The organism is Thermodesulfomicrobium thermophilum DSM 16697 (assembly GCF_059568695.1).
The window spans coordinates 37,278-56,382 of record NZ_JCANTW010000016.1 but is presented as its reverse complement, the minus strand read 5'-3'; the positions used below and the strand labels follow the sequence as shown (position 1 = coordinate 56,382).

At 64.6% G+C, this 19,105-nt stretch carries 19 protein-coding genes and 1 tRNA gene; 9 read left to right on the top strand and 11 right to left on the bottom strand.

The features are described 5' to 3' along the window. Positions 1 to 4: 4 nt before the first annotated feature. The 3 genes from BR00_RS09585 to BR00_RS09575 are packed head-to-tail and all read right to left on the bottom strand — an operon-like array spanning position 5 to position 3,655. Positions 5 to 979 (bottom strand): UDP-glucuronic acid decarboxylase family protein, encoded by a 975-nt coding sequence (locus BR00_RS09585; protein ID WP_496477373.1) that lies wholly within the window; start codon positions 977 to 979, stop codon positions 5 to 7. 7 nt (positions 980 to 986) lie between these two features. Next, positions 987 to 2,408, bottom strand: coding sequence for an L-seryl-tRNA(Sec) selenium transferase (gene selA, locus BR00_RS09580; protein ID WP_496477372.1), 1,422 nt, complete (start codon positions 2,406 to 2,408; stop codon positions 987 to 989). Next, the gene (locus tag BR00_RS09575) at positions 2,405 to 3,655 is read right to left on the bottom strand and encodes a bifunctional folylpolyglutamate synthase/dihydrofolate synthase (RefSeq protein WP_496477371.1); all 1,251 of its coding nucleotides are present in this window, start codon (positions 3,653 to 3,655) and stop codon (positions 2,405 to 2,407) included. The genes selA and BR00_RS09575 overlap by 4 nt, the downstream gene beginning before the upstream one ends. Positions 3,656 to 3,800: 145 nt before the next feature. On the opposite strand from BR00_RS09575, the gene BR00_RS09570 reads away from it, so the two are divergent. After that, positions 3,801 to 3,876 (top strand) — tRNA-Ala (locus BR00_RS09570). 182 nt (positions 3,877 to 4,058) lie between these two features. Here BR00_RS09570 and BR00_RS09565 read toward each other — a convergent pair. From BR00_RS09565 to BR00_RS09555, 3 genes are all read right to left on the bottom strand, one after another. Beyond that, positions 4,059 to 4,244 carry a hypothetical protein gene (locus BR00_RS09565; protein WP_281750557.1) on the bottom strand — a complete coding sequence of 62 codons (186 nt, stop codon included), beginning with the start codon at positions 4,242 to 4,244 and terminating at the stop codon, positions 4,059 to 4,061. Positions 4,245 to 4,344: 100 nt separating this feature from the next. Then, positions 4,345 to 4,827 (bottom strand): ATPase, encoded by a 483-nt coding sequence (locus BR00_RS09560; RefSeq protein WP_496477370.1) that lies wholly within the window; start codon positions 4,825 to 4,827, stop codon positions 4,345 to 4,347. 90 nt (positions 4,828 to 4,917) lie between these two features. Next, positions 4,918 to 5,589 (bottom strand): cyclase family protein, encoded by a 672-nt coding sequence (locus BR00_RS09555; protein WP_496477369.1) that lies wholly within the window; start codon positions 5,587 to 5,589, stop codon positions 4,918 to 4,920. Positions 5,590 to 5,745: 156 nt separating this feature from the next. Between BR00_RS09555 and BR00_RS09550 the strand changes: the two genes are divergently transcribed. The 8 genes from BR00_RS09550 to flgM all read left to right on the top strand — a co-directional run bounded on the left by BR00_RS09550 (position 5,746) and on the right by flgM (position 13,865). Next, the gene (locus tag BR00_RS09550) at positions 5,746 to 6,204 is read left to right on the top strand and encodes a TlpA family protein disulfide reductase (protein ID WP_496477368.1); all 459 of its coding nucleotides are present in this window, start codon (positions 5,746 to 5,748) and stop codon (positions 6,202 to 6,204) included. Then, a complete protein-coding gene (locus tag BR00_RS09545; RefSeq protein WP_496477367.1) occupies positions 6,201 to 6,578 on the top strand; it encodes a DnaJ family domain-containing protein in 378 nt (125 codons plus the stop codon). The genes BR00_RS09550 and BR00_RS09545 overlap by 4 nt, the downstream gene beginning before the upstream one ends. Then, positions 6,575 to 7,699 (top strand): transglycosylase SLT domain-containing protein, encoded by a 1,125-nt coding sequence (locus BR00_RS09540; protein ID WP_496477366.1) that lies wholly within the window; start codon positions 6,575 to 6,577, stop codon positions 7,697 to 7,699. Before BR00_RS09545 ends, BR00_RS09540 begins: the two co-directional genes overlap by 4 nt. A 189-nt stretch (positions 7,700 to 7,888) precedes the next feature. Then, positions 7,889 to 9,019, top strand: coding sequence for a class II glutamine amidotransferase domain-containing protein (locus BR00_RS09535; RefSeq protein WP_496477365.1), 1,131 nt, complete (start codon positions 7,889 to 7,891; stop codon positions 9,017 to 9,019). Then, on the top strand, positions 8,983 to 10,617 hold the full coding sequence (locus BR00_RS09530; RefSeq protein ID WP_496477364.1) for a glutamate synthase-related protein: 1,635 nt from the start codon (positions 8,983 to 8,985) through the stop codon (positions 10,615 to 10,617). Before BR00_RS09535 ends, BR00_RS09530 begins: the two co-directional genes overlap by 37 nt. Positions 10,618 to 10,628: 11 nt before the next feature. After that, positions 10,629 to 13,010 carry an FAD-dependent oxidoreductase gene (locus BR00_RS09525; RefSeq protein WP_496477363.1) on the top strand — a complete coding sequence of 794 codons (2,382 nt, stop codon included), beginning with the start codon at positions 10,629 to 10,631 and terminating at the stop codon, positions 13,008 to 13,010. Between the two features lie 127 nt (positions 13,011 to 13,137). Further along, entirely contained in the window at positions 13,138 to 13,557 is a 420-nt protein-coding gene (locus BR00_RS09520) for a DVU0524 family FlgM-associated protein (protein ID WP_496477362.1), read from the top strand. Between the two features lie 8 nt (positions 13,558 to 13,565). Then, positions 13,566 to 13,865, top strand: coding sequence for a flagellar biosynthesis anti-sigma factor FlgM (flgM, locus tag BR00_RS09515; RefSeq protein WP_496477361.1), 300 nt, complete (start codon positions 13,566 to 13,568; stop codon positions 13,863 to 13,865). On the opposite strand, the gene fliW is transcribed toward flgM, so the two are convergent. The 5 genes from fliW to flgN are packed head-to-tail and all read right to left on the bottom strand — an operon-like array spanning position 13,862 to position 18,919. Then, a complete protein-coding gene (fliW, locus tag BR00_RS09510; RefSeq protein WP_496477360.1) occupies positions 13,862 to 14,335 on the bottom strand; it encodes a flagellar assembly protein FliW in 474 nt (157 codons plus the stop codon). The two genes, flgM and fliW, sit on opposite strands and share 4 nt — an antisense overlap. After that, a complete protein-coding gene (gene csrA / locus BR00_RS09505) occupies positions 14,308 to 14,550 on the bottom strand; it encodes a carbon storage regulator CsrA (protein WP_496477359.1) in 243 nt (80 codons plus the stop codon). The genes fliW and csrA overlap by 28 nt, the downstream gene beginning before the upstream one ends. Positions 14,551 to 14,558: 8 nt before the next feature. After that, entirely contained in the window at positions 14,559 to 16,361 is a 1,803-nt protein-coding gene (gene flgL / locus BR00_RS09500; RefSeq protein ID WP_496477358.1) for a flagellar hook-associated protein FlgL, read from the bottom strand. 9 nt (positions 16,362 to 16,370) lie between these two features. Then, the gene (gene flgK / locus BR00_RS09495; protein WP_496477357.1) at positions 16,371 to 18,446 is read right to left on the bottom strand and encodes a flagellar hook-associated protein FlgK; all 2,076 of its coding nucleotides are present in this window, start codon (positions 18,444 to 18,446) and stop codon (positions 16,371 to 16,373) included. Continuing rightward, a complete protein-coding gene (flgN, locus tag BR00_RS09490; RefSeq protein ID WP_496477356.1) occupies positions 18,446 to 18,919 on the bottom strand; it encodes a flagellar export chaperone FlgN in 474 nt (157 codons plus the stop codon). Before flgN ends, flgK begins: the two co-directional genes overlap by 1 nt. Positions 18,920 to 19,105: the final 186 nt, after the last annotated feature.

The following is a 19,105-nucleotide window of genomic DNA, read 5'->3' as shown; positions in this document are numbered from 1 at the left end:
CTCCTTATGCGCGGCGCGCAAGCAGCGCGTCAAAATAGGCTACGGTTCGCCCAAGCCCCTCCCTGAGGTCCACGGTGGGCTGCCACCCCAAAAGCTCCCGGGCGCGGGTGATGTCCGGGCAGCGGCGCTTGGGGTCGTTTTCCGGCAGCGGCAGGTGGCGGATGCGGCTGGAAGAGCCGGTAATATCAATAATGATGCGCGCGAGCTCCCCCACCGCGATCTCTTGGGGGTTTCCGAGATTGATCGGCCCGATACACTGTGCGTCCGAATGCATCAACCGCACCAGTCCTTCCACCATATCGTCCACATAGCAGAAAGATCTCGTCTGGAGGCCGTCGCCGTAAATGGTGATGTCCTGCCCGCGCAGGGCCTGGACGATAAAGTTGGAGACCACCCGGCCGTCGTTGGGGTGCATCCGCGGCCCGTAGGTATTGAAGATGCGCGCCACCTTGATGGCAACCCCATGCTGACGATGGTAATCGAAGAACAGGGTTTCGGCGCAGCGTTTGCCTTCGTCGTAGCAGGCGCGGGGCCCGATGGGGTTCACATGCCCCATGTAATCTTCATGCTGCGGATGCACCTCGGGGTCGCCATAGACCTCCGATGTGGATGCTTGCAAAATCCGCGCGCCGGTGCGCTTCGCCAGCCCCAGCATGTTGATCACGCCATGCACGCAGGTCTTGGTGGTCTGCACAGGATCGAATTGATAATGCACTGGCGATGCGGGACATGCCAAATTGTAGATGGAATCCACCTCCACGTAGAGGGGAAACGTGATGTCATGCCGCAAGAGCTCAAAGCGCGGATGCCCGAGCATCTTGTGGAGATGATCTTTTTGGCCGGTATAGAAATTGTCGCAACACAGGACATCGGCGCCGGCTTCCAACAACCGCTCGCAGAGATGGGAGCCGATAAATCCCGCGCCCCCTGTCACCAGCACCCGGGGCCGCACCAAGTCTTGCTGTGGTCCTCGTCGCATGATGTGCTCACTCCTGGGAAGATTCTGCACACAACACGGAGGCCATCGCCTGCTCCACACCGCGGTCGTCTCCAGCAAGCAGGGTGCGCGGGTCCAGGACCACGGCGTCCTCCTCCACCCGCACCACCACCGGTACGTCCAGGCCAAGGAGCCGCTGGCGCACGGCGTCGGCACGCAGCTTTGCCGGGAGCACGCGCACCACGAAGGTGGGCAGGTCCTGTTCCGGAAAAGCGCCGCCGCCCACCCGGGACACGGACGGGGCCACGGTCACCTGCGCCCGAGCGCCCAGCCGCTGCCGCAACCGGCGGGCAAGGCGGGTCGCCTGGCGCCGCAATGTCTCTGGATCCATGAGGATACGCGCCACGGTGGGGATACGCGTTTTGGCCTTCTCCGGGTCCAGATACAGGCGCAAGGTGCCTTCCAAGGCCGCCAGGGTGAGTTTGTCGATGCGCAGCGCCCGTGTGAGCTGATTTTTGCGCAGCCGCTCCACCACCGAGGCGCGGCCCACGATGATACCCGCCTGGGGGCCGCCCAAAAGCTTGTCCCCGCTCATGGTGACCACGTCCACCCCCGCGGCCACCACCTGACGAACGGTAGGCTCCTGGCCGAGACCTATGGCGCTGAAGTCCATGAGATTGCCGCTTCCCAAATCTTCCACCACCGGCAGGCCGTGCGCCCGCCCCAAGGCCACCAACTCCTCGGCCGGCACTTCCTGCACGAAGCCCACCATACGGTAGTTGGACGTGTGCACCTTCATGATGGCTGCGGTATCCGGGCCGATGGCTTCCACGTAATCGCGCACATGGGTGCGGTTGGTGGCCCCCACTTCCCGCAGGATGGCGCCGCTTTTTTTCATCACCTCCGGGATGCGGAACGAGCCGCCGATCTCCACCAATTGCCCGCGGGAGACGATGACTTCCCGCCCCTTGGCCAGGGTGTCGAGCACCAGAAGCACCGCGGCGGCGTTGTTGTTGACCACCATGGCGGCCTCGGCCCCGGTGAGCCGGCACAACAGCTCTTCCACATGGACGTAGCGGCTGCCGCGCTGGCCGGTGGCGAGATCGAACTCCAGGTTGGAATACGCCTGAGCGGCCTGCACCACCGCCTGCACCGCCTCGGCGGCCAATACCGAGCGCCCCAAATTGGTGTGCACCACCACCCCCGTGGCGTTGATCACCCGCCGCAGTTTGGGGCGGGCCGCCTGGATCACGAAGGCGCGCACCCGCGGAAGCAGACGCTCCAAGGCCAAATCCGCGGGCGAGGCCACGGCCCCCTGGCGGATCTCTTCGCGCACCAGATCCAAAAAGCGGCCGACGGCCTCGCGCACCAGGGCGCGCGGCGAGTCCGCCAGCGCCGCCTCGGCCTCCAAGGCATTCAAAATGCGGTCCACCGCCGGAATCGACCGAAAAAACGCCCCAAGTTCGCTCATAATTCCCCATCCTCCCATGCTCGCACCGGCAGGATCCCACGGCTGGCAAAGTACGCGCCCACCAGATAGAGCGAGCCAAACACCAAGGCGCTTGCTCCCGCAACCTGGCGTACGGCCTCGGCTACGCTTGCCACCGGCTGACCGTCCACCATCCGCGCCAGATCCGCCGCCGGCCACGCCCGCTCCACACCGCGGAGCTCCGGCACCAGCATCCGGCGGCACCGCGCCCGTACCCGGGCAAGTGCGGCGGCGTCCAGCTCCTTGTCCCGCATGGACTGAAATATCCCCCAGGAAAACACCCGACTGCCCAAGGCCTCATCCAAGGCGAGAAGCCCCATGGTGTTGTGCGCGCCGTCCACGAGAATATTTCCGTCTTGGTGGAGCCGTCCCGGCCAGCGCGCCCCGGCCACGGCCCGGCGGCAGGCGGCTTCGTCCACAGGCCAAGCCTGCCGCCGCGCAAGGCGCATCCATCCCGCCACGGCCAAGGCGGCATTTTCCACCTGAAAGGACGCCTGCCCCGGAAGCCACGAGGCGTCCACCACAGGCCCATCCGGCACCGCCACCGCGCCCTGACACGGGGTGGTCAGCACCCACACCGGCCAGGGACTTTGGGCGGCTTTGGCCTGCACCACCTCCAGCACCTGCGGCGCCTGGGGGGCGGCAATGGCCGGGCACCGCCCCACAGCTCCGGCCTTGTCGCGGGCGATGTGGACCAGGGTGGGGCCGAGCACGCGTTGGTGGTCCAGCCCCACCGGGGTGAGCAGGACCACGGACGGCGCAAACACACACGTGGCGTCATAGGTGCCGCCAAGGCCGGCCTCCAGCACCATGACATCCACCTCCAGGCGACGGAAACTCCACACCGCCATGAGGGTCACGAGTTCAAAATACGTGAGTCCCAAATCCGCGCAGGACTCAAGAACGGCCCGGGCCGCCTCCACCCACATACCCTTGGGGAGCATGCGGCCATCCACCAGAATGCGCTCACGCACGTCCACCAGATGCGGGGAGACATAGAGCCCCACCCTCCGGCCGTGGGCCATGGCCAGGGCGGCGCAGTAGTTGGCCGTGGACCCCTTGCCGTTGGTGCCCACCACATGAATCACCGGCGCGGTCTGCCCCAGCCGCAAACGCGCCACCGCCGTCTCCATGCGGCCCAGGCCCAGATCCATGTGGAACATGCCCAATTGATCCAGGATTTCCAGAACATCGACAAAGGTGTCCGGCAAACGCATGGCCGCTGCCATACGGGCAACGCCCGCTGCCGGCAACATCCACGAGGCAGGATTCCGGACGAAGGAAAGAAAAAATGACCCGAAAGCGGGTTTTCGGCCCACAAGGGCGTTGACAACCGCCGGTCTCCTTCCGTAGAGGCGGGCTCTCACGTCGCGTGGGGATGTAGCTCAGCTGGGAGAGCGCCGCGTTCGCAATGCGGAGGTCAGGGGTTCGATCCCCCTCATCTCCACCACCCACGACCACCAGGCCCGTATGCATGCGGGCCTTTTTTTGTGCCCCCGCGGCCTACCCTGGATCAGCACCGCCCTCTTCTCGTAAACCGAAAGCGCCCGTGACCCACCCCGCCGCGCCGAAGAAGGCCACGGCCCGCACGGGAGCGCCGTCGCCGCCGCGTACGCCAAGCGCCCCCTCACCTCATAACGCGGGTTCCTTGCTCCTGGGGGCATCCTCGCCGAGAAGGACCGGCTTTCCGTCTCTCCAAACCACGGCGTACTGCCCAAGACGCCGCTTTTTTTCCAGCGCCTTGGTAACGGCCTGCTGCAGTGTTTCCCATTGCCGTTGTGCTTCCGGTGATGGATCGTTCTCGTGCGACGTCTTCATCGGCGGGCCTCCTCGAGTAAAAGTCGATAATAGTCATTATGCACAATCTTTCGATATATTCCGTACTGTTCAAAAACCAATACCGGACGCTCTCCATGGTTCATGAAACAGGTGCAGAATCAACACGATGACTGAATTCATCCAGCAGGTTGCGTAGGCTGCGCGGAAAACGACGTTCGATATCAACAGAAGGCACATTGTGACCACCATGGGCGACCCGTTCAGCAACGCGCATCTTGGACATTTCTATATTCGGTAAAGCAAGATATATGAGTTCGATTCTCCACCCATCCTGATGCAATCGATCAATCAATCGCAGATAGGTACGTCCAGAGAGTGTAGTTTCGAAGGCAAAACTCTCGCCATTGGCAATGCACGCTTCAATTTGGCCCAAGAAAATACGGCTGGCTGCGGACAGCGCCCGTTCAGGCGCCAATGGAGAGAGCCCAGCGGCAATGAGATCTGCGTTGATGAACCGGACAAACCCCGCCGCCCTCGACAGATACTCCAGCGCGAAAGTGGTTTTTCCCGCACCATTGGGGCCGGCAATAATGCACAGCGTCTTCGCATGGTTGGCGTTCATGTCCACATCCTCTTGCAAATGCTTCGACGCGGCGTGTGCCTTCCCCCGAATATGTGCACGAAGCGCTCCGCAGCGGAACATCTGCCTGCATCACCGCCGATGCTCTCCACCCGCCGCGCCGAAGAAGGCCACGGCCCGCACGGGAGCACCGTCGCCGCCGCGCACAGGCAGGGGAAAACACGCGAACACCGCCCCTTCTTGCGGCAGCAGATGCAAGTCCGTCAGGTTTTCTACGATCACCATGCCGCCTTCGAGCAGCACGCGGTGCACGGGATAGGATCCATCCGCTCCGCCGTCCATGGGATCCACGGAAGGGGCGTCCACCCCGACACCCCCAAGCCCCTGGGCGGCCAGCCAGGCCGCAGCCTCCAGATCCAGCACGGGGAAACCCTGAAAATAGGCATCACGTCCCCAGTACCGACTCCAGCCCGTGTGGAGAAGGACAAAACGGCTGCCCAGGATAGCCTGGCGGGAGGGCTCCAGATCCCCAAGGCCGATGGTGCGGCCGACGCAACCCGTGGCGTCCACCACCGCAGCCCTGCCCAGAAACCGCGCCACGGGGAAATCATCCAGTGTCTTGCCGCCCGCCAGCAGGTGGGCAGGCACGTCCACATGGGTGCCGGTGTGTGTGGTCAGGGTCAGGATCCGCTCCGCAAAACCGTGTTCCGCAACGGCGCTCGCCAGCCGCACGGACGGCGGTTGCGTCCCCGGGTACACCGGCATACCTTCTTCGATGGGGTGCGAGAGATCGACGACGTGCATCCATGCTCCTCCGTCTGCCGCATGCAGCCCGCAACCGCGCGGCATCCACCCCCTACCCGGATCCCCCGGCAAAGTATAGCCAAGCCCCCCTTGCCCCGCGGCCCGTCCTTGCGTAGACCTTTTCCAAGATTTGCCTTTTTCCTGCCAAGGAGCCCCATGCCCCGCCGCCTTCTCGCCGTCGTCTGCGCCCTGCTCTTTCTTGGGTTCGCCGAGGCTGGACACGCCCAAGACATCACCACCCGCGACCTCATGCGCCTGCTTGCCGCCCACCGGGGCAAAGTGGTGGTGCTCAACTTCTGGGCAACGTGGTGTGGGCCGTGCATCAAAGAGATGCCGGAGCTCGCCCGCCTGCGCGCCGCCTATCCCAGCGGCCGGCTGGAGATCATCGGCATCAGCCTCGACTATGACCCGGACGCCCTCGAAGCCTACCTCTCCCGCACGCCGCCGCCCTATCCGTCTTTCCGCGACCAGGGCGACGTGGCCGAAACCTTTGGTGTGACCCAAATCCCCCATACCTTCATCATCGACCCCGCCGGCCGCATCCATGCCAGCATCGTTGGCGAAACCAACGCCACCACACTGCGCCGGCGCATCAACCCGCTTCTTGCGCCATGAATCTGTGGACGGAACTGGCGGAAAAGGCCATCCTCGAAGCCCAGGCCCGCGGGGAGTTCGACAACCTCCCGGGCGCAGGCAAGCCCCTGAACCTGGAAGACGACACCTGCGTCCCGCCAGAGCTGCGCATGGCCTACACGGTGCTCAAAAACGCCGGATTCGTGCCCCCGGAGGTTGCGGAACAGCGGGAAATCCGCTCGCTCATCGAGTGCCTGGAGCGGGAAAGCGACCCCGCCCGAGCCCTGCGCCAGATGCGGCTTTTGGAGGTGCGCATCCTCAAGGCCAAACTCCGAAACCCACTGCTCACCGAAGAAAACTCCCGCTATTTCGACAAAATCGTCGCCCGCATGACCCTTGCCGGAGACCCCACATGACCCGACGCGACTATCTCAAGACCACCGTGGCCGCCGCCCTGCTGCCGTACTTTGCCACGGCCTGCGCCACCCATTCTTCGGGCGAACCCCTGGGCGTGCCTGCAGCAGAAGAAGAAAACACGGCCATGCCCGCAGAAGACACATTGACCGTACAAACGCCCCCATGGGCCATCCGTATCATGCAGAGCCCGAACCCCGAGCCTCTGCTCGCGGAGATCCGCACCCCGGACTTCGCCCGGCGTCTGGCCCAAGCCACCTACGACTTCGTGGCCACCGCCTACGCCACCGGCAATCTTCCCCTCTGGAAAAAGCCCCTCGCCCAGGTGGACCTCCTTGCGCGCATGCGCCTGGCCGCAGAGGCCATGCTGCCCGCCATCAGCGCCAACGCCGAGGTGTACCCCGTGGATCCGGCCTGGCTCATGGGGCAGATCCTGGCGGAATCCTTTTTTGACGAATTTGCCATCTCCTCTTCCCTGGCAGTGGGCATGTGCCAGTTCATCCGCACCACGGCCAAGGAATACGGCATGGTGTGCGCCGACGCCCCGCTTATCAGCGCCGGGCTGCGAGAGCCCCAGTGGCAGGACGAAGCCCTGCGCGCCGAAACGCTGCGCGCCACGGTACGGAATTTCCGCCGCGCGCACCCAGACCTCTTCGCCCGCCCGGAACAGGGCCTGCGCCAGCTGGTGCACCTGACCCAAAAAAACCCATCTGCCGCCAAACGCACGGCCACAGAATGGCAGCGCATCTGGGACCAGCAAGACGCCCTGCAGGCGGATCTCCAGAGCGCCCGGCGCAATTTCCGCGCCTACCTCGAAGCCAACTTCGAGGGACGTTCCATCTTCAACGCCGAAGACGACGCCTTTCTTACCGCCTTCGACCAGCGCACCCTGCCGCGCTTCGCCGTGCCTGCCATGGTGCGCATGATGGCCCGGCATCTGCGCGCCCGCGGGGGCAACATCCTCGCCGCCACAGCGGGCTATAACGCCGGCCTCGGCACCACCGCCTACGAGGCCCCCTTCTACGCCACCTATGGCCGCGTCCCGTCCTTTGAAGAGACCGTCAACTACGTCTCCAAAATCGCCATCCACTACCATGGAATCCGCACCCGACTCCACGGATGACTCAAGGCCTTGGGCGTCCCTGCCGCCAGCCTAATCGATTTTCGATTTGGCCCTCAATTTGCTGAATCGCTTTTCCCGCGCGGCCACCACGGTCCGCAGGGAATTTTTTGCATTTTTGCGTAAAAATATCGCTTTTTGCCAAAATTGAAATACATTTTTGCAAAAAGACATCAGTTGAGGGAGACATCTATGTGCCGACTCTTTGCGCTCACCGCGAGTGAGCCCGTTTCCCCCATGCACGCCATTCGCGCCCTCGATGTCATGCGCGAGGGGCATGATGGCTCTGGAGTAGGGCTCTTTCTCTCGGACTTCGGCGGCCCGCTGGCCGCCTTCAAGGACAAGCCCATCCTCTCGGGCATCTGCACCCGGGAAGGGCTGCGGCGCCTGGACGCCGCCATGGAGGATTGGGGCTTCACGCCGCTGTGGGAACTGCCCATCACGCCCCAAGGGCCACGCCCCCGCTGGACCCCGGAGCGGGACGTGTACGTGCTGCGGGTATACGACATGCCCGCGCACATCGCCGCGCTTCCCCAGCAGGAGCGGGAGCTCGCCCTGGTGCGCACGCGCCTCGAACTCCGGCACATGGGGCTCGAAAACGAAGACATCATCGTGTTTTCCTTCTGGCCCGACGCAGCCATGATCAAGGAGATCGGTGATCCGTTGCAGGTGGGAGAATACCTGGGCGTGGAGAGGGACGAACTTCTGTGCCGCACCATCCTGGCCCAAGGCCGGCAGAACACCAACTACGCCATCAATCTCTACGCCTGCCATCCCTTCTTCATCCAAGGGATCTCCACCATGACCAACGGCGAAAACACCGCCTTCGTGCCCATCCGCGATTTCCTCATGAATCAGGGCGTCCCTGGCTACGAAGGCTACAATTCCGACTCCGAGGTCTTCACCCACATCCTCCACTACACCCTCAAGGTCCTGGGCCTGCCGCTCGAAGCGTACAAGCACATCATCACGCCCCTCAAGGACCACGAGTTGGAAAACCACCCCCAAAAGGCGTTTCTTGCCCGCCTCAAGCAGCTGTGCCGCCGCATGATCATCGACGGTCCCAATTGCGTCATCGGCGCCATCCCCGGCGGCACCATGTTCATGGTGCAGGACAGCAAGAAGCTGCGGCCCGGCGTGGTGGGCGGTCGGCCCGGCCTGTTCGCCTTTTCTTCGGAAATCTGCGGCCTGGACTTCGCCATCCCGGATCGGGACCGCTCCAAAGACGTCCAGCCCATGCACCTCGACACCGTCATCGTTGGCCCCTCGCGCCAGGAGGTAACCGTATGTCGGCAAACACAGCCGCTTCCCCTTCACAGCTGAGCATCAAAGACCTGCCCTGGCAGATCCAGTGGCGGGAAGAACGCTGCACCCTGTGCGGCGCGTGTACCAGTGTCTGCCCGGTGGGCGCCATTCGTCTCGGGGTGTTTCGCAAGCGGGAAATCCACGCCCATCCCTCGCTCTCCACACGCCCCAAGACCACCTGGTCCATCCGTTACGGCATCCAACAATGCACCGAACCCCACCGCGCCTGTGTGGGCTGCGCCACCTGCACCCTGGTGTGTCCCAACGACGCCATCATGCCCATGCACTCGGACGAAAAGGACAAGCTGCGCATGCACCGCAATATCGGCGGCCAGGCGCGCACCCGTGGGGGACGGCGCAACGATAACGAATCGGTCCTCGACCGCATCAAATTCATCCGCATCTCCATGCTCACGGACCCGGCCCTCGATGCCGGCCGGCATGAGTTCGACCTGCGCACCCTGCTCGGCCGGGTGCTCCCACCCCAGGAGGGTGTGCGCGCCGCCCTGGACGGGGGCTGGGTCCCACCGGTGCGGGAAATCTACCCACTCATGATTGGGAGCATGTCCTTCGGCGCGCTCTCGCCCAACATGTGGGAAGGCCTGCAAATGGGCGTGGCGTACCTCAACGAAGAGTTGGGGATGCCGGTTCGCATCTGCACCGGTGAAGGCGGCGTGCCGCCGCGGCTGTTGCGCTCCCGCTTCCTCAAGTACGTCATCCTCCAGATCGCCTCGGGGTATTTCGGCTGGGACGAAATCATCCACGCCATCCCGCACATGAAGGAGGACCCCTGCGCCGTGGAGATCAAGTACGGCCAAGGGGCCAAGCCCGGCGACGGGGGGCTCCTCATGTGGCACAAGGTGAACCAACTCATCGCCGCCATCCGCGGGGTGCCGCCGGGAGTCAGCCTGCCCAGCCCGCCCACCCACCAGACCAAGTATTCCATCGAAGAGGCCGTGGCCAAGATGATCCAGTCCATGAGCATGGCCTGGGGATTTCGTGTGCCGGTGTACCCCAAGATCTCCGGCACCACCACCGCCACCTCGGTACTCAACAACCTCACCCGCAACCCGTACGCCGCGGCCCTGGCCATCGACGGCGAAGACGGCGGCACCGGCGCGGCCTACAACGTCTCCATGGACCACATGGGCGCGCCCATCGCCTCCAACATCCGCGATTGCTACCTCACCCTGTGCGCCCTGGGCAAACAGAACGAGATCCCTCTCATCGCCGGCGGCGGCATCGGCAAGAACGGCAATCTGGCGGCCAACGCCGCGGCCCTCATCATGCTGGGCGCCTCGGCGGTACAGATCGGCAAGTACGCCATGCAGGCCGCGGCCGGGTGCGTGGGATCGGAGTCCGACCGGTGCAACATCTGCAACATCGGCAAATGCCCCAAGGGCATCACGTCCCAAGACCCGCGCCTCTACCGCCGCCTGGATCCGGAAAAGGTGGCCGAGCGCCTGGTGGACCTCTTCGTGAGCTTCGACACCGAGCTCAAGAAGATCGTCGCCCCCTTGGGCCGCTCCACCTCCCTGCCCATCGGCATGTCCGACGCCATCGGCATCAATGACAAAGATGCCGCTGACCGCTTGCAGATCCGCTACGTCGTTTAACGAGGGACATCATGGAACACGTGCACATCTCTGGAAACGAAAACGGCGTCCGCCTGGAGTCCCGCATCCTGGAGGAACGCATCCAACAGGCCGTGACCGCCGGGGCCCGGCGCCTCTCCATCGAGGCCTTCGGCCAGCATGGCATCGGCGGACGGCTTTGGGTCTCGGCCACCGAGCCCGTACAGGTCACGGTCACCGGGCACGCGGGGCAGCGTCTGGGTTCTTTTGGTTTTCCCGGCACCACCATCGAAGTCATGGGCCCGGCCTCGGACGATACCGGCTGGCTCAACGCCGGCGCCCATATCATCGTCCACGGCAACGCCGGCAACGGCACGGCCAATGCCATGGCCCAGGGCAAGCTCTGGGTGGCCGGACACATCGGCTCCCGCGGCATGACCATGACCAAACACAACCCCCGCTTTGCCCCGCCCGAGCTGTGGGTGCTCGGCGGGGTGGGCGACTATTTCGCCGAATTCATGGCCGGCGGCATCGCCGTGGTGTGCGGCGTGGATGCCCCGGACCCGGATCAGGTGCTCGGATACCGGCCCTGCGTGGGCATGGTGGGCGGACGCATCTTCTACCGCGGCCCCGAACAATGGGTGAGTCCGCCGGACGCCAAACACGTGCCCCTGGGCGACGAGGACTGGCAGTGGTTGCGCGCCGGACTCGCAGACTTTCTGGAACGCGTCGGCAAAAGCGACCTCCTGCCCAAACTTGCCTGCCGTGAGGATTGGCACCTGGTGGTGGCGCGCTCGCCCCAGGAAAAACTCACCAAGAAACGCCGCTCCATGGCCGAATTCCGCGCCCAGGTGTGGGACGGAGAACTGGGCCGCGGCGGACTCATCGGCGACCTCACCACCCTGGACCGCTCCCCCATCGGCTACATCGTCACCGACGAGCTCCGGCGCATGGTGCCCGTATGGGAAAACTGCAAATACTTGCCGCCCTGCCAGTCCAGCTGTCCCACGGGCATCCCGGTGCGGGAGCGCTGGGCCTTCATCCGCGCCGGCCGCATGGACGAGGCCGTGAACCTCGCCCTGCGTTACACCCCCTTCCCGGCCACGGTGTGCGGCTATCTCTGCCCCAACCTGTGCATGCAGGGGTGCACCCGCAACCTGGACCGCATGGCCCCGGTGGACGTGCGACTCCTCGGCCGGGCGAGCGAGCAGGCCGGCATGCCGGAGCTTCCCCCCATCACCGGGGCCTCGGTGGCCATCCTCGGCGGCGGCCCTGCGGGCATTTCCGCGGCCTGGCAGCTGCGTCTGCTGGGACACAATCCTGTGGTCTACGACCGCGAAGAACAATTGGGCGGGAAACTCAGCGCCGCCATCCCCGAAAGCCGCATCCCCCGCGCCGTGCTGGAGGCGGAGCTCGAACGCGCCCGCCAGGTCATCGGTCACGTACAACTGCAAACACCACTGACCCCGGAGGAATTCCAGTCCATCCGCCAGCGTCACGACTTCGTGATCCTGGCCACCGGCGCAAGCATGCCGCGCACCCTGCCGGTACCCGGCAAAGAGCGCCTGATCACGGCCCTGGACTTCCTCAAGGCAGCCAAGCGCGGCTCCGCCCAGGTGGGCCGACGCGTGGTCATCATCGGCGCCGGCAACGTGGGCTGCGACGTGGCCACCGAGGCCGCGCGTCTGGGGGCCACGGACATCACCCTCATCGACGTGCAAAAACCCGCCTCCTTCGGCAAGGAGCGGGAAGAGGCCGAGCGCGCCGGGGCCCGCTTCCTGTGGCCGTGCTTCACCAAGGAGATCACGGCGGAAGGCGTGCTGCTCACCGACGGTCGACTGCTGCCTGCGGACACGGTCATCGTGTCCATCGGCGACGCCCCGGACCTCTCGGCCATCCCCGAAGACATCGCCCGCGAACGCGGCTTTGTCACGGTCAACCAGTTCGGCCAGACCACGGACCCGAGGGTCTTCGCCATCGGCGACGTGGTGCGCCTGGGCCTGCTCACCCAGGCCATCGGCGACGGTCGGCGCGTAGCCGAGACCATCGACGGCATCCACCGCGGCACCCGCCCCCTGTCGGACACGGCAGAAATCGCCGACGCCCAGGCCCTGCGCCACGAGGTCATGGACCCCGGAAACCTCCTTTCCGAGACCATCGACACCACGCGCATGCACCTGGCCTACTTCGATCCACGCCGCGCCAGTTTCGAGTCCGTGGAAGAATGCGCCAGTGAATGCGCCTCCTGCGGCGTATGCCGGGACTGCGGCACCTGCGAAGCCATCTGCCCACGCGGGGCCATTTCCCGCCAGAGTCTGGAGGACGGCGGCTTTGCCATGGTGAGCGATCCCAAACGCTGCATTGGCTGCGGGTTCTGCGCCGACTCCTGCCCTTGCGGCATCTGGCACATGGTCCCCAATACTCCCATGGGCTAGCGCCCCCAACGGCATCCCTCTGCCCCGGCCAGGAGAGCTTCCTTGCCGGGGCATTTCTTTTTTGGCGCATCTGCCCTAAAGTTTTTTGGCTCGCGGCCGATAGGTCGAGACAAGAAGGAGCCTTGCCGTGACCATCAGTCCCTTTCTCGTCAAAAACGTGCTGCGCACCTATGACCAGCAGATGGATACCGGGCGGCGCATCTCGCGGCTCAAGAAGTTCATGAGCCAGCGCGACGCGGCCGACAGCGTCTCCATCTCCCAGGAGGCCAAACGCCGCCTGTTGGTGGAACGGGTGGCACGGGAGATCGTGGACAATCTGGTGGGCTCCACCAGCACCAATCCTATAGTGCAGGAAATCCGTCAGGCTTTGGACGCAGAATTCGGCCCAGGCTTGGTCTTTCGCTATCCCCCGGACGGCGACGAACTAGAAATTCTGCGTAAAGACGAAAACGGCACGCCTCATGCTATAACCAATGGCGAAAAAGACCGGTTCATGCAGCGCTTGTGGCAGATCACCTACCACAAGGTGGATGCAACCATGCTGTAGGAGGCCCCATGGCTATCAAGACCATCACTTCACCCCTGGCGGGCTATGAAACCCAGCGCCTCACCCCGGAACTGGAGCGTACCGAGGCCACGCGGCACCGCACGCCCACCCCGGAAACCGACCGGGTATCGCTTTCCGAAGAAGGTCGACGCAAGGCCGCCGTGCTCACCGCCGCCACCGAGGCGGACGGGGTGCGGGCGCACAAGGTAGCAGCCCTCAAGGCCCAGGTAGCAGCAGGCACCTACGCGCCCAAGAGCGAGGACATCGCGGCCGCCATAGTGCGCCATGACCTCGACCTCTGGGGCTAACCTGCCCGCGCCATCACGAGAGACTCCCCGCCGCAATCACGCAGCAGCACCCGGGTGGGCTGCATGCCCACTTGGGGGACCTGCAGGCCGATACGCTCGCGGACATTGAGGCACAACGGCCCCATGAGATTGAGGCTCGCGTCCTCAGGCCGACCCTTGGGGACCGTCACCGGCACCAGGACCACCAACTCCCGCACCGAGCGCGCCTTGAGGATCCGCTCCTCGGCGCTGCCCACCTGAATGCGGTACTCCCCGAGAAAGGCAAAGGGATCGGCCACCAAAAAACCCACTTCGGCTCGCTCGAGACTTTGCAAGTACCGAAACGGCGTGCCGGGCTTGAAATCCACCAGCACGAAATCCCGCAGGCGCTCGAAGCCGATGAGGCCGTGGGGAAACGTCACCACCGAGGCCGGGTCCACGGTCACCGTGCCCACTCGGGAGGCTATGGTTCGTGTGTTTCGCTGTTCCATAACGATGCCGCTGCTAAAAGGTCGTGTTCATCGGTTTCCAGGGCGGCCGTATTGGCCTCCCGCACCTTGAGATAGATTTCCTCCCGGAATACCGACACCTCCGCCGGAATCTCCAAGCCGAGCCGCACCTGCTGGCAGCGCACCGCCAGTACGGTGATGCGGATGTCTTCCCCCAGGATCAGGCTCTCCCCCACTTTCCGCGACAAGATGAGCATGCCTGCTCCTAGAGGTAATTGGCCAGGCTCTGGCGCAGGATGTACGACGAAGACCGCAGCACCGCCTCGTAGGCCATCTGCTGGCTGGCCAAACGGGTCATGAGTTCGGCGATGTCTACGTCCTCCACGCGGCTCAGGCGCTCGGTTTCGTCGAGTTTGAGGCCTGAGAGCACCATGGAAGCAACTTCCAGGCGATTCTCCCGCGCACCGATGGAAGCCATGCTCACGGACAGGGCGGAACGCGCCTGCTTGATGGCCTCCACCGCCCGGCCGCACCCCTGCTGGTCGTTGGTTTCCAGCGCCGCCACCAGCTTGGCCGCAGCCACCAAGAGATTGCTCGCCCGATTGGCATCGGCCGTGTCCGTGACCGCGCCCAAGGCAAACACCCCGCCAAAGATCTCCATGCCCACGTCGTTGAGCCGCACCCGCGACCCCAAGGCCACGTCCACCTCGTGGCTGGCGCTGGTGGGCCGCACCACGAACAGGGCGTCTTGAGGCAAATCCAACTCCCCCCCCGGCCCCTGGGTGAGCCGCAGCTCACCGCCAGGGACCGGAAGCACAGGATTGCTCCCATTGGGCGCGCTATGCCCCGTGGACCACGTCGTTCCGCCGTCGGTGCTGTAGGAGTAGCTGATGCTCCCCGGGGCCCCCACCCAGGTGGCGGCATCCACCCGCACGAGCACGTTGGCAGAAAAACTCCCTGCGGCCCAGGCATTTACCGCCGTGCCCAAGGCATCCACGCTGGCGGCCCCAGTGCGGGCGGTCATGTCCACGCCTGCCAAATTCGTCCCGGACGACGCCCGCAGACGCACGGCGCCTGCCGGGGTCCAGAGCACCGGCGAAAGACCGGTATCCGCGGTCTGAGCGGCGCTCCACGTGGCGCCGCCGTCCAAGCTATACTGGTAGGAGACCTGCCCGCCCATGCTGCCTGCGGTGACCTGGATGCGCACGTCCTGGGAAAGGCCGGGCAGGGCGTCCACCTGCAAATCGGCAGCCGCTGCGGGTTTCGCCGCATAGGTGACGGCCGCCTCGGCCTCCACATCGCCTTGGTACACCGCGGCGGTGGCCACCGTGAGCCAGGTCCCCTGAGACGTCTTGGTGTTGGTGGCAGGCGAAAGGTCCACGGTGAAGCCGTTTTCCAAATGCACCGTCACCCCGTCCAAATCCAAGGTATGCGGCCAGGTGGCGTCCATGGTCTTGGTGGTCCAATTGACCCCGCCGTCGGTCGTGTAGCGGTAGGTGATGGGGTCTGTGGTCCCCACCGTGGCTTGGGTGCCCTCTGGCCCCACGAATTGCACGAGGATGGTGGCCGGGGGGCTGCCTTCGGCCCGCGCCACCACGGCGCCGTCCTGGTTCAGGACCATGGCGCCTTGGACATAGGCGGTCTCGTCCGTCCGGTGCCCGGCAAAGATGGAATTCCCCTCGTAGCGGCTATTGGCCAGGCCCAGGAGCTGCTGGAAGAGCTGCCGGGCCTCGTAGGCCGAGGCGGCCCGATCCTTGGCGGTGAGGGTCCCTGTGGCCCCTTGCTCGGCCAGGGCTTGCAGCCGCGACAAGATATCGCTCGCCTGCATGGTGACTTCATCGGCCAGCCCCAGCCATCCCTTGGCGGCCTCGATGTTCTTTTCATACTGGCCGATGGCGGCCAAAGAATCGCGGTAGGCAAAGATACGGGCCGTACCCACGGCGTCGTCCGAAGGCTTGTTGACACGCTTCTGGGTGGCGGCCTGCTCGTTGAGATCCGCCAGTTTTGCTTGCGTCCGGGCAACGGTGGACAGAAAGTTGCCGTACAGGCTGCGGGTGGTGACGCGCATGCTTCCTCCTTAGTTCTTGATGCCGAGCAGGGTCTGGATCATGGCATCGGAGGTGGTGATGAGCTTGGCGGCAGCGGCGTAGGCGTGCTGGAATTTGATGAGGTTGGTCATCTCCTCGTCCAGATTGACACCCGCCACCTCGTCCTGACGCCGGGCGAGATCGTCGGCCAAGGTCTTGTGGTAGCTCTGATTGAACGACGCGTTGGATACGTCCGCGCCCACCAAGGCCACCAGGGTGGCGTAATTGTCCTGCACCGTCTGCTGCACCGTACCTTCGAAAGTGGTGGTGAACGCTACTTTTTTGTGCTGCAGGGCTGCCATGGCCAGGGCCGTGGCGTTGTCCCCCACGTTGCGCTCGCCCGCCCCGTTCACATGTCCGGAAGCGATGAGGTCCGGCTGGGCGCTCACGGTCTCATTGACCCGCAGATCCTTGGCCCGGGAGCCGTCAAAAAAGGTATTGATGCCCAGGGCGGCCAGAAGCCCTGTGGCGTCGGTGCCAAAGGCGAAGGTGAAGCCGGAATCGGCCGCAAGCCGCAGCCGTCCGTCCACGATGGTGGCCGTGATGCCGTCCACGGCGTCGAAGGCCGCGCGCACGTCTTCCAAGGTGTGCGCCGCGGGATCGAAATTCTGCTGTCCGGTGGTTCCCGAATCCAAATCCAGGCCCACGGTGCGCACCAGGGAGCCGGAGTCCGTGTACACGGAAAGCGACAGGTTTCCGGCCGTGAGCTTCTCCCCATAGATGAGGCCGCTATCGGCGCCGCCCAAGGGCACACCGGTATTGCGCACCGCGTTGGTGGCGGTCCAGCCCGTGAGGGCATCCAAGCCCGTGCCCTGGGAGTGCAGCCGGTTCACCTCCCACACCACGGTCTTCACCAAGGCGTCGAGCTTTTCGCTGTACCGCCCCACGTAGAAGTCCCGAAACGCACAGATCCCGGCGATACTGCCGCCGGTGATGCGGCTGGTGTCCTCCTGGCCGCTGGGGAAGATGCGCGGGGTGATGTTCATCTTGGAGGACGAGTTCTCGTACCAATACACCCCCTTGTGGGGAACGATCTGAAAGATGTCTCCGGCCTGCAGGTCTTGCGTCCCGGCCGTAAACCATACGTCGAGCTTGTCGTCCGGCAGGGTGATGCGGTTGGCGTACGCCTGGGCCGTAAAGGTGTCGTTGCCGCTGGCGTCCGCAAGCCAGGTGCGCCCGCCGTCCACGGACACCCGAAACTGCGCCGTCCCCAAGGCCCCGCCCGTGACCACCTGCACCAAGTATTCGTGATCGCTTTGCCCGGAAAACTGGATACTGCCGTCAAAGGCCGCCACATCGGCGATGGCCTGGGGCCCTTCCACCTCAAGCTCGAAATACTCCCCCCGAGAGACCAACGTCTGCCCGGCCTTGGTGGTGATGGTCACGTTGCCGCCGCCGTTATCCACGTACACGATGTCCATCTTTTCGGCGAGCGTGCGCACCAGCGTGGCACGCTCATCACGCAACCCGTTGGCATTGATGCTCCCCGGCACCTCGGCCCCCAAAATGGCCACGTTGAGTTGGGCGATGTCCCGAAGCAGGCCGTTGATGGTCTCCACGTCGTCTTCCAGGGCCGCATCCGCCTGGGCGCGCATCTGCTCCAGACGGCTGTCGGCGCCGGTGAGAAAGATCTGCAAATTCTGGGCGTCCGCGAGCAGGGCGGTGCGGACATTGCTGTCATCGGGCCGGGTGGCGAGCTGCTGCCAATCGGCGAAAAACCGCGCCAGGGCCGTGTTCATGCCCTCGGTATTGGCCTCGTTGAACGCGCCTTCCACATCCTGCAGACGGGCGCTCAAGGTATCCCAGCGCAAGAATTCCGAAGACTTGCCCAGATATTGGAGTTCGATGAACTCGTCGAAATCCCGCAGCACCTCGGCGGCCTGCACGCCGGTGCCGATCTGGCCGGGCACGGTACTGATGTAGAGACCGTCTTCCAGGCGCACCCGCTGCCGGCTGTAGCCTTCGGTATTGGCGTTGGAGATGTTGTTGCCGGTGACCTGGATGGCGCTTTGGCTCGCCAGAAGCGAACGCTTGCCGATCTCGAACAGGCTGGTGATGCCGACCATCACAGCCTCCCGTGCACCAAGGCGGCGTCCGGCGCCCGCCGCTGCCACATCCCCCGGGCGGTATAGACATGGCTTTCCCGAGGCAGCACGTCACGCTGGATGCGGGCCAGAAGCCCCCGGGTCTGCGCAAGCAGGGCTTCGGCCAAATCCATGTTGATCATGCTCTGGCGTGCGCTCTTCTGCTCCCCCGCCTCCAGGGCCTGCAACCACTCCGCACACTTGGCCCGCGAATCTTCTTCCATCTGCGCCATGAGGTCCCCCACCCGCTCCACGCCCAGGCCCCCCAGAAGCCGGCGCACCAAGGCGCGCTCCGCAGCGAGTTGCCGCACCAATTCCTGCACCATGAGCTCGACCCCGGCCACGGCCTGGGGGGTGCCGGCGCGCAGCAACCGGTGCTCCTCTTCCAAGAGCATGGCCAAAAGCTGCGCCCCTTTGGCCTGGCGGGAGATGCTCTGCACCACGAGCTGTTCCATGATCACTGCCTCCTCACGGGAAAAAAACACCCTTTCGCCCTTCGGGGATGCAAGGAGATGGCCAATCCAAAAACACTTTGAAATAATTAAAAAATATAATAAAAGTGCATTGCTGCCTCCCCCTGCGCGGCACCTTTTTCCGGCCTGCCCCAAGCGCTGTTTTTCCCCGTGGACAGAGAGAGGCCC

Coding starts and splice junctions, on each gene's coding strand:
- BR00_RS09540 (WP_496477366.1), top strand. CDS start 6,575: ATGACCCGACGCGACTATCTCAAGACCACCGTGGCCGCCGCCCTGCTG.
- BR00_RS09530 (WP_496477364.1), top strand. CDS start 8,983: ATGTCGGCAAACACAGCCGCTTCCCCTTCACAGCTGAGCATCAAAGAC.
- BR00_RS09585 (WP_496477373.1), bottom strand. CDS start 979: ATGCGACGAGGACCACAGCAAGACTTGGTGCGGCCCCGGGTGCTGGTG.
- flgL (WP_496477358.1), bottom strand. CDS start 16,361: ATGCGCGTCACCACCCGCAGCCTGTACGGCAACTTTCTGTCCACCGTT.
- fliW (WP_496477360.1), bottom strand. CDS start 14,335: ATGGAACAGCGAAACACACGAACCATAGCCTCCCGAGTGGGCACGGTG.
- BR00_RS09535 (WP_496477365.1), top strand. CDS start 7,889: ATGTGCCGACTCTTTGCGCTCACCGCGAGTGAGCCCGTTTCCCCCATG.
- BR00_RS09560 (WP_496477370.1), bottom strand. CDS start 4,827: ATGAACGCCAACCATGCGAAGACGCTGTGCATTATTGCCGGCCCCAAT.
- BR00_RS09545 (WP_496477367.1), top strand. CDS start 6,201: ATGAATCTGTGGACGGAACTGGCGGAAAAGGCCATCCTCGAAGCCCAG.
- BR00_RS09575 (WP_496477371.1), bottom strand. CDS start 3,655: ATGGCAGCGGCCATGCGTTTGCCGGACACCTTTGTCGATGTTCTGGAA.
- BR00_RS09565 (WP_281750557.1), bottom strand. CDS start 4,244: ATGAAGACGTCGCACGAGAACGATCCATCACCGGAAGCACAACGGCAA.
- flgM (WP_496477361.1), top strand. CDS start 13,566: ATGGCTATCAAGACCATCACTTCACCCCTGGCGGGCTATGAAACCCAG.
- flgN (WP_496477356.1), bottom strand. CDS start 18,919: ATGGAACAGCTCGTGGTGCAGAGCATCTCCCGCCAGGCCAAAGGGGCG.
- BR00_RS09550 (WP_496477368.1), top strand. CDS start 5,746: ATGCCCCGCCGCCTTCTCGCCGTCGTCTGCGCCCTGCTCTTTCTTGGG.
- csrA (WP_496477359.1), bottom strand. CDS start 14,550: ATGCTCATCTTGTCGCGGAAAGTGGGGGAGAGCCTGATCCTGGGGGAA.
- selA (WP_496477372.1), bottom strand. CDS start 2,408: ATGAGCGAACTTGGGGCGTTTTTTCGGTCGATTCCGGCGGTGGACCGC.
- BR00_RS09525 (WP_496477363.1), top strand. CDS start 10,629: ATGGAACACGTGCACATCTCTGGAAACGAAAACGGCGTCCGCCTGGAG.
- BR00_RS09555 (WP_496477369.1), bottom strand. CDS start 5,589: ATGCACGTCGTCGATCTCTCGCACCCCATCGAAGAAGGTATGCCGGTG.
- flgK (WP_496477357.1), bottom strand. CDS start 18,446: ATGGTCGGCATCACCAGCCTGTTCGAGATCGGCAAGCGTTCGCTTCTG.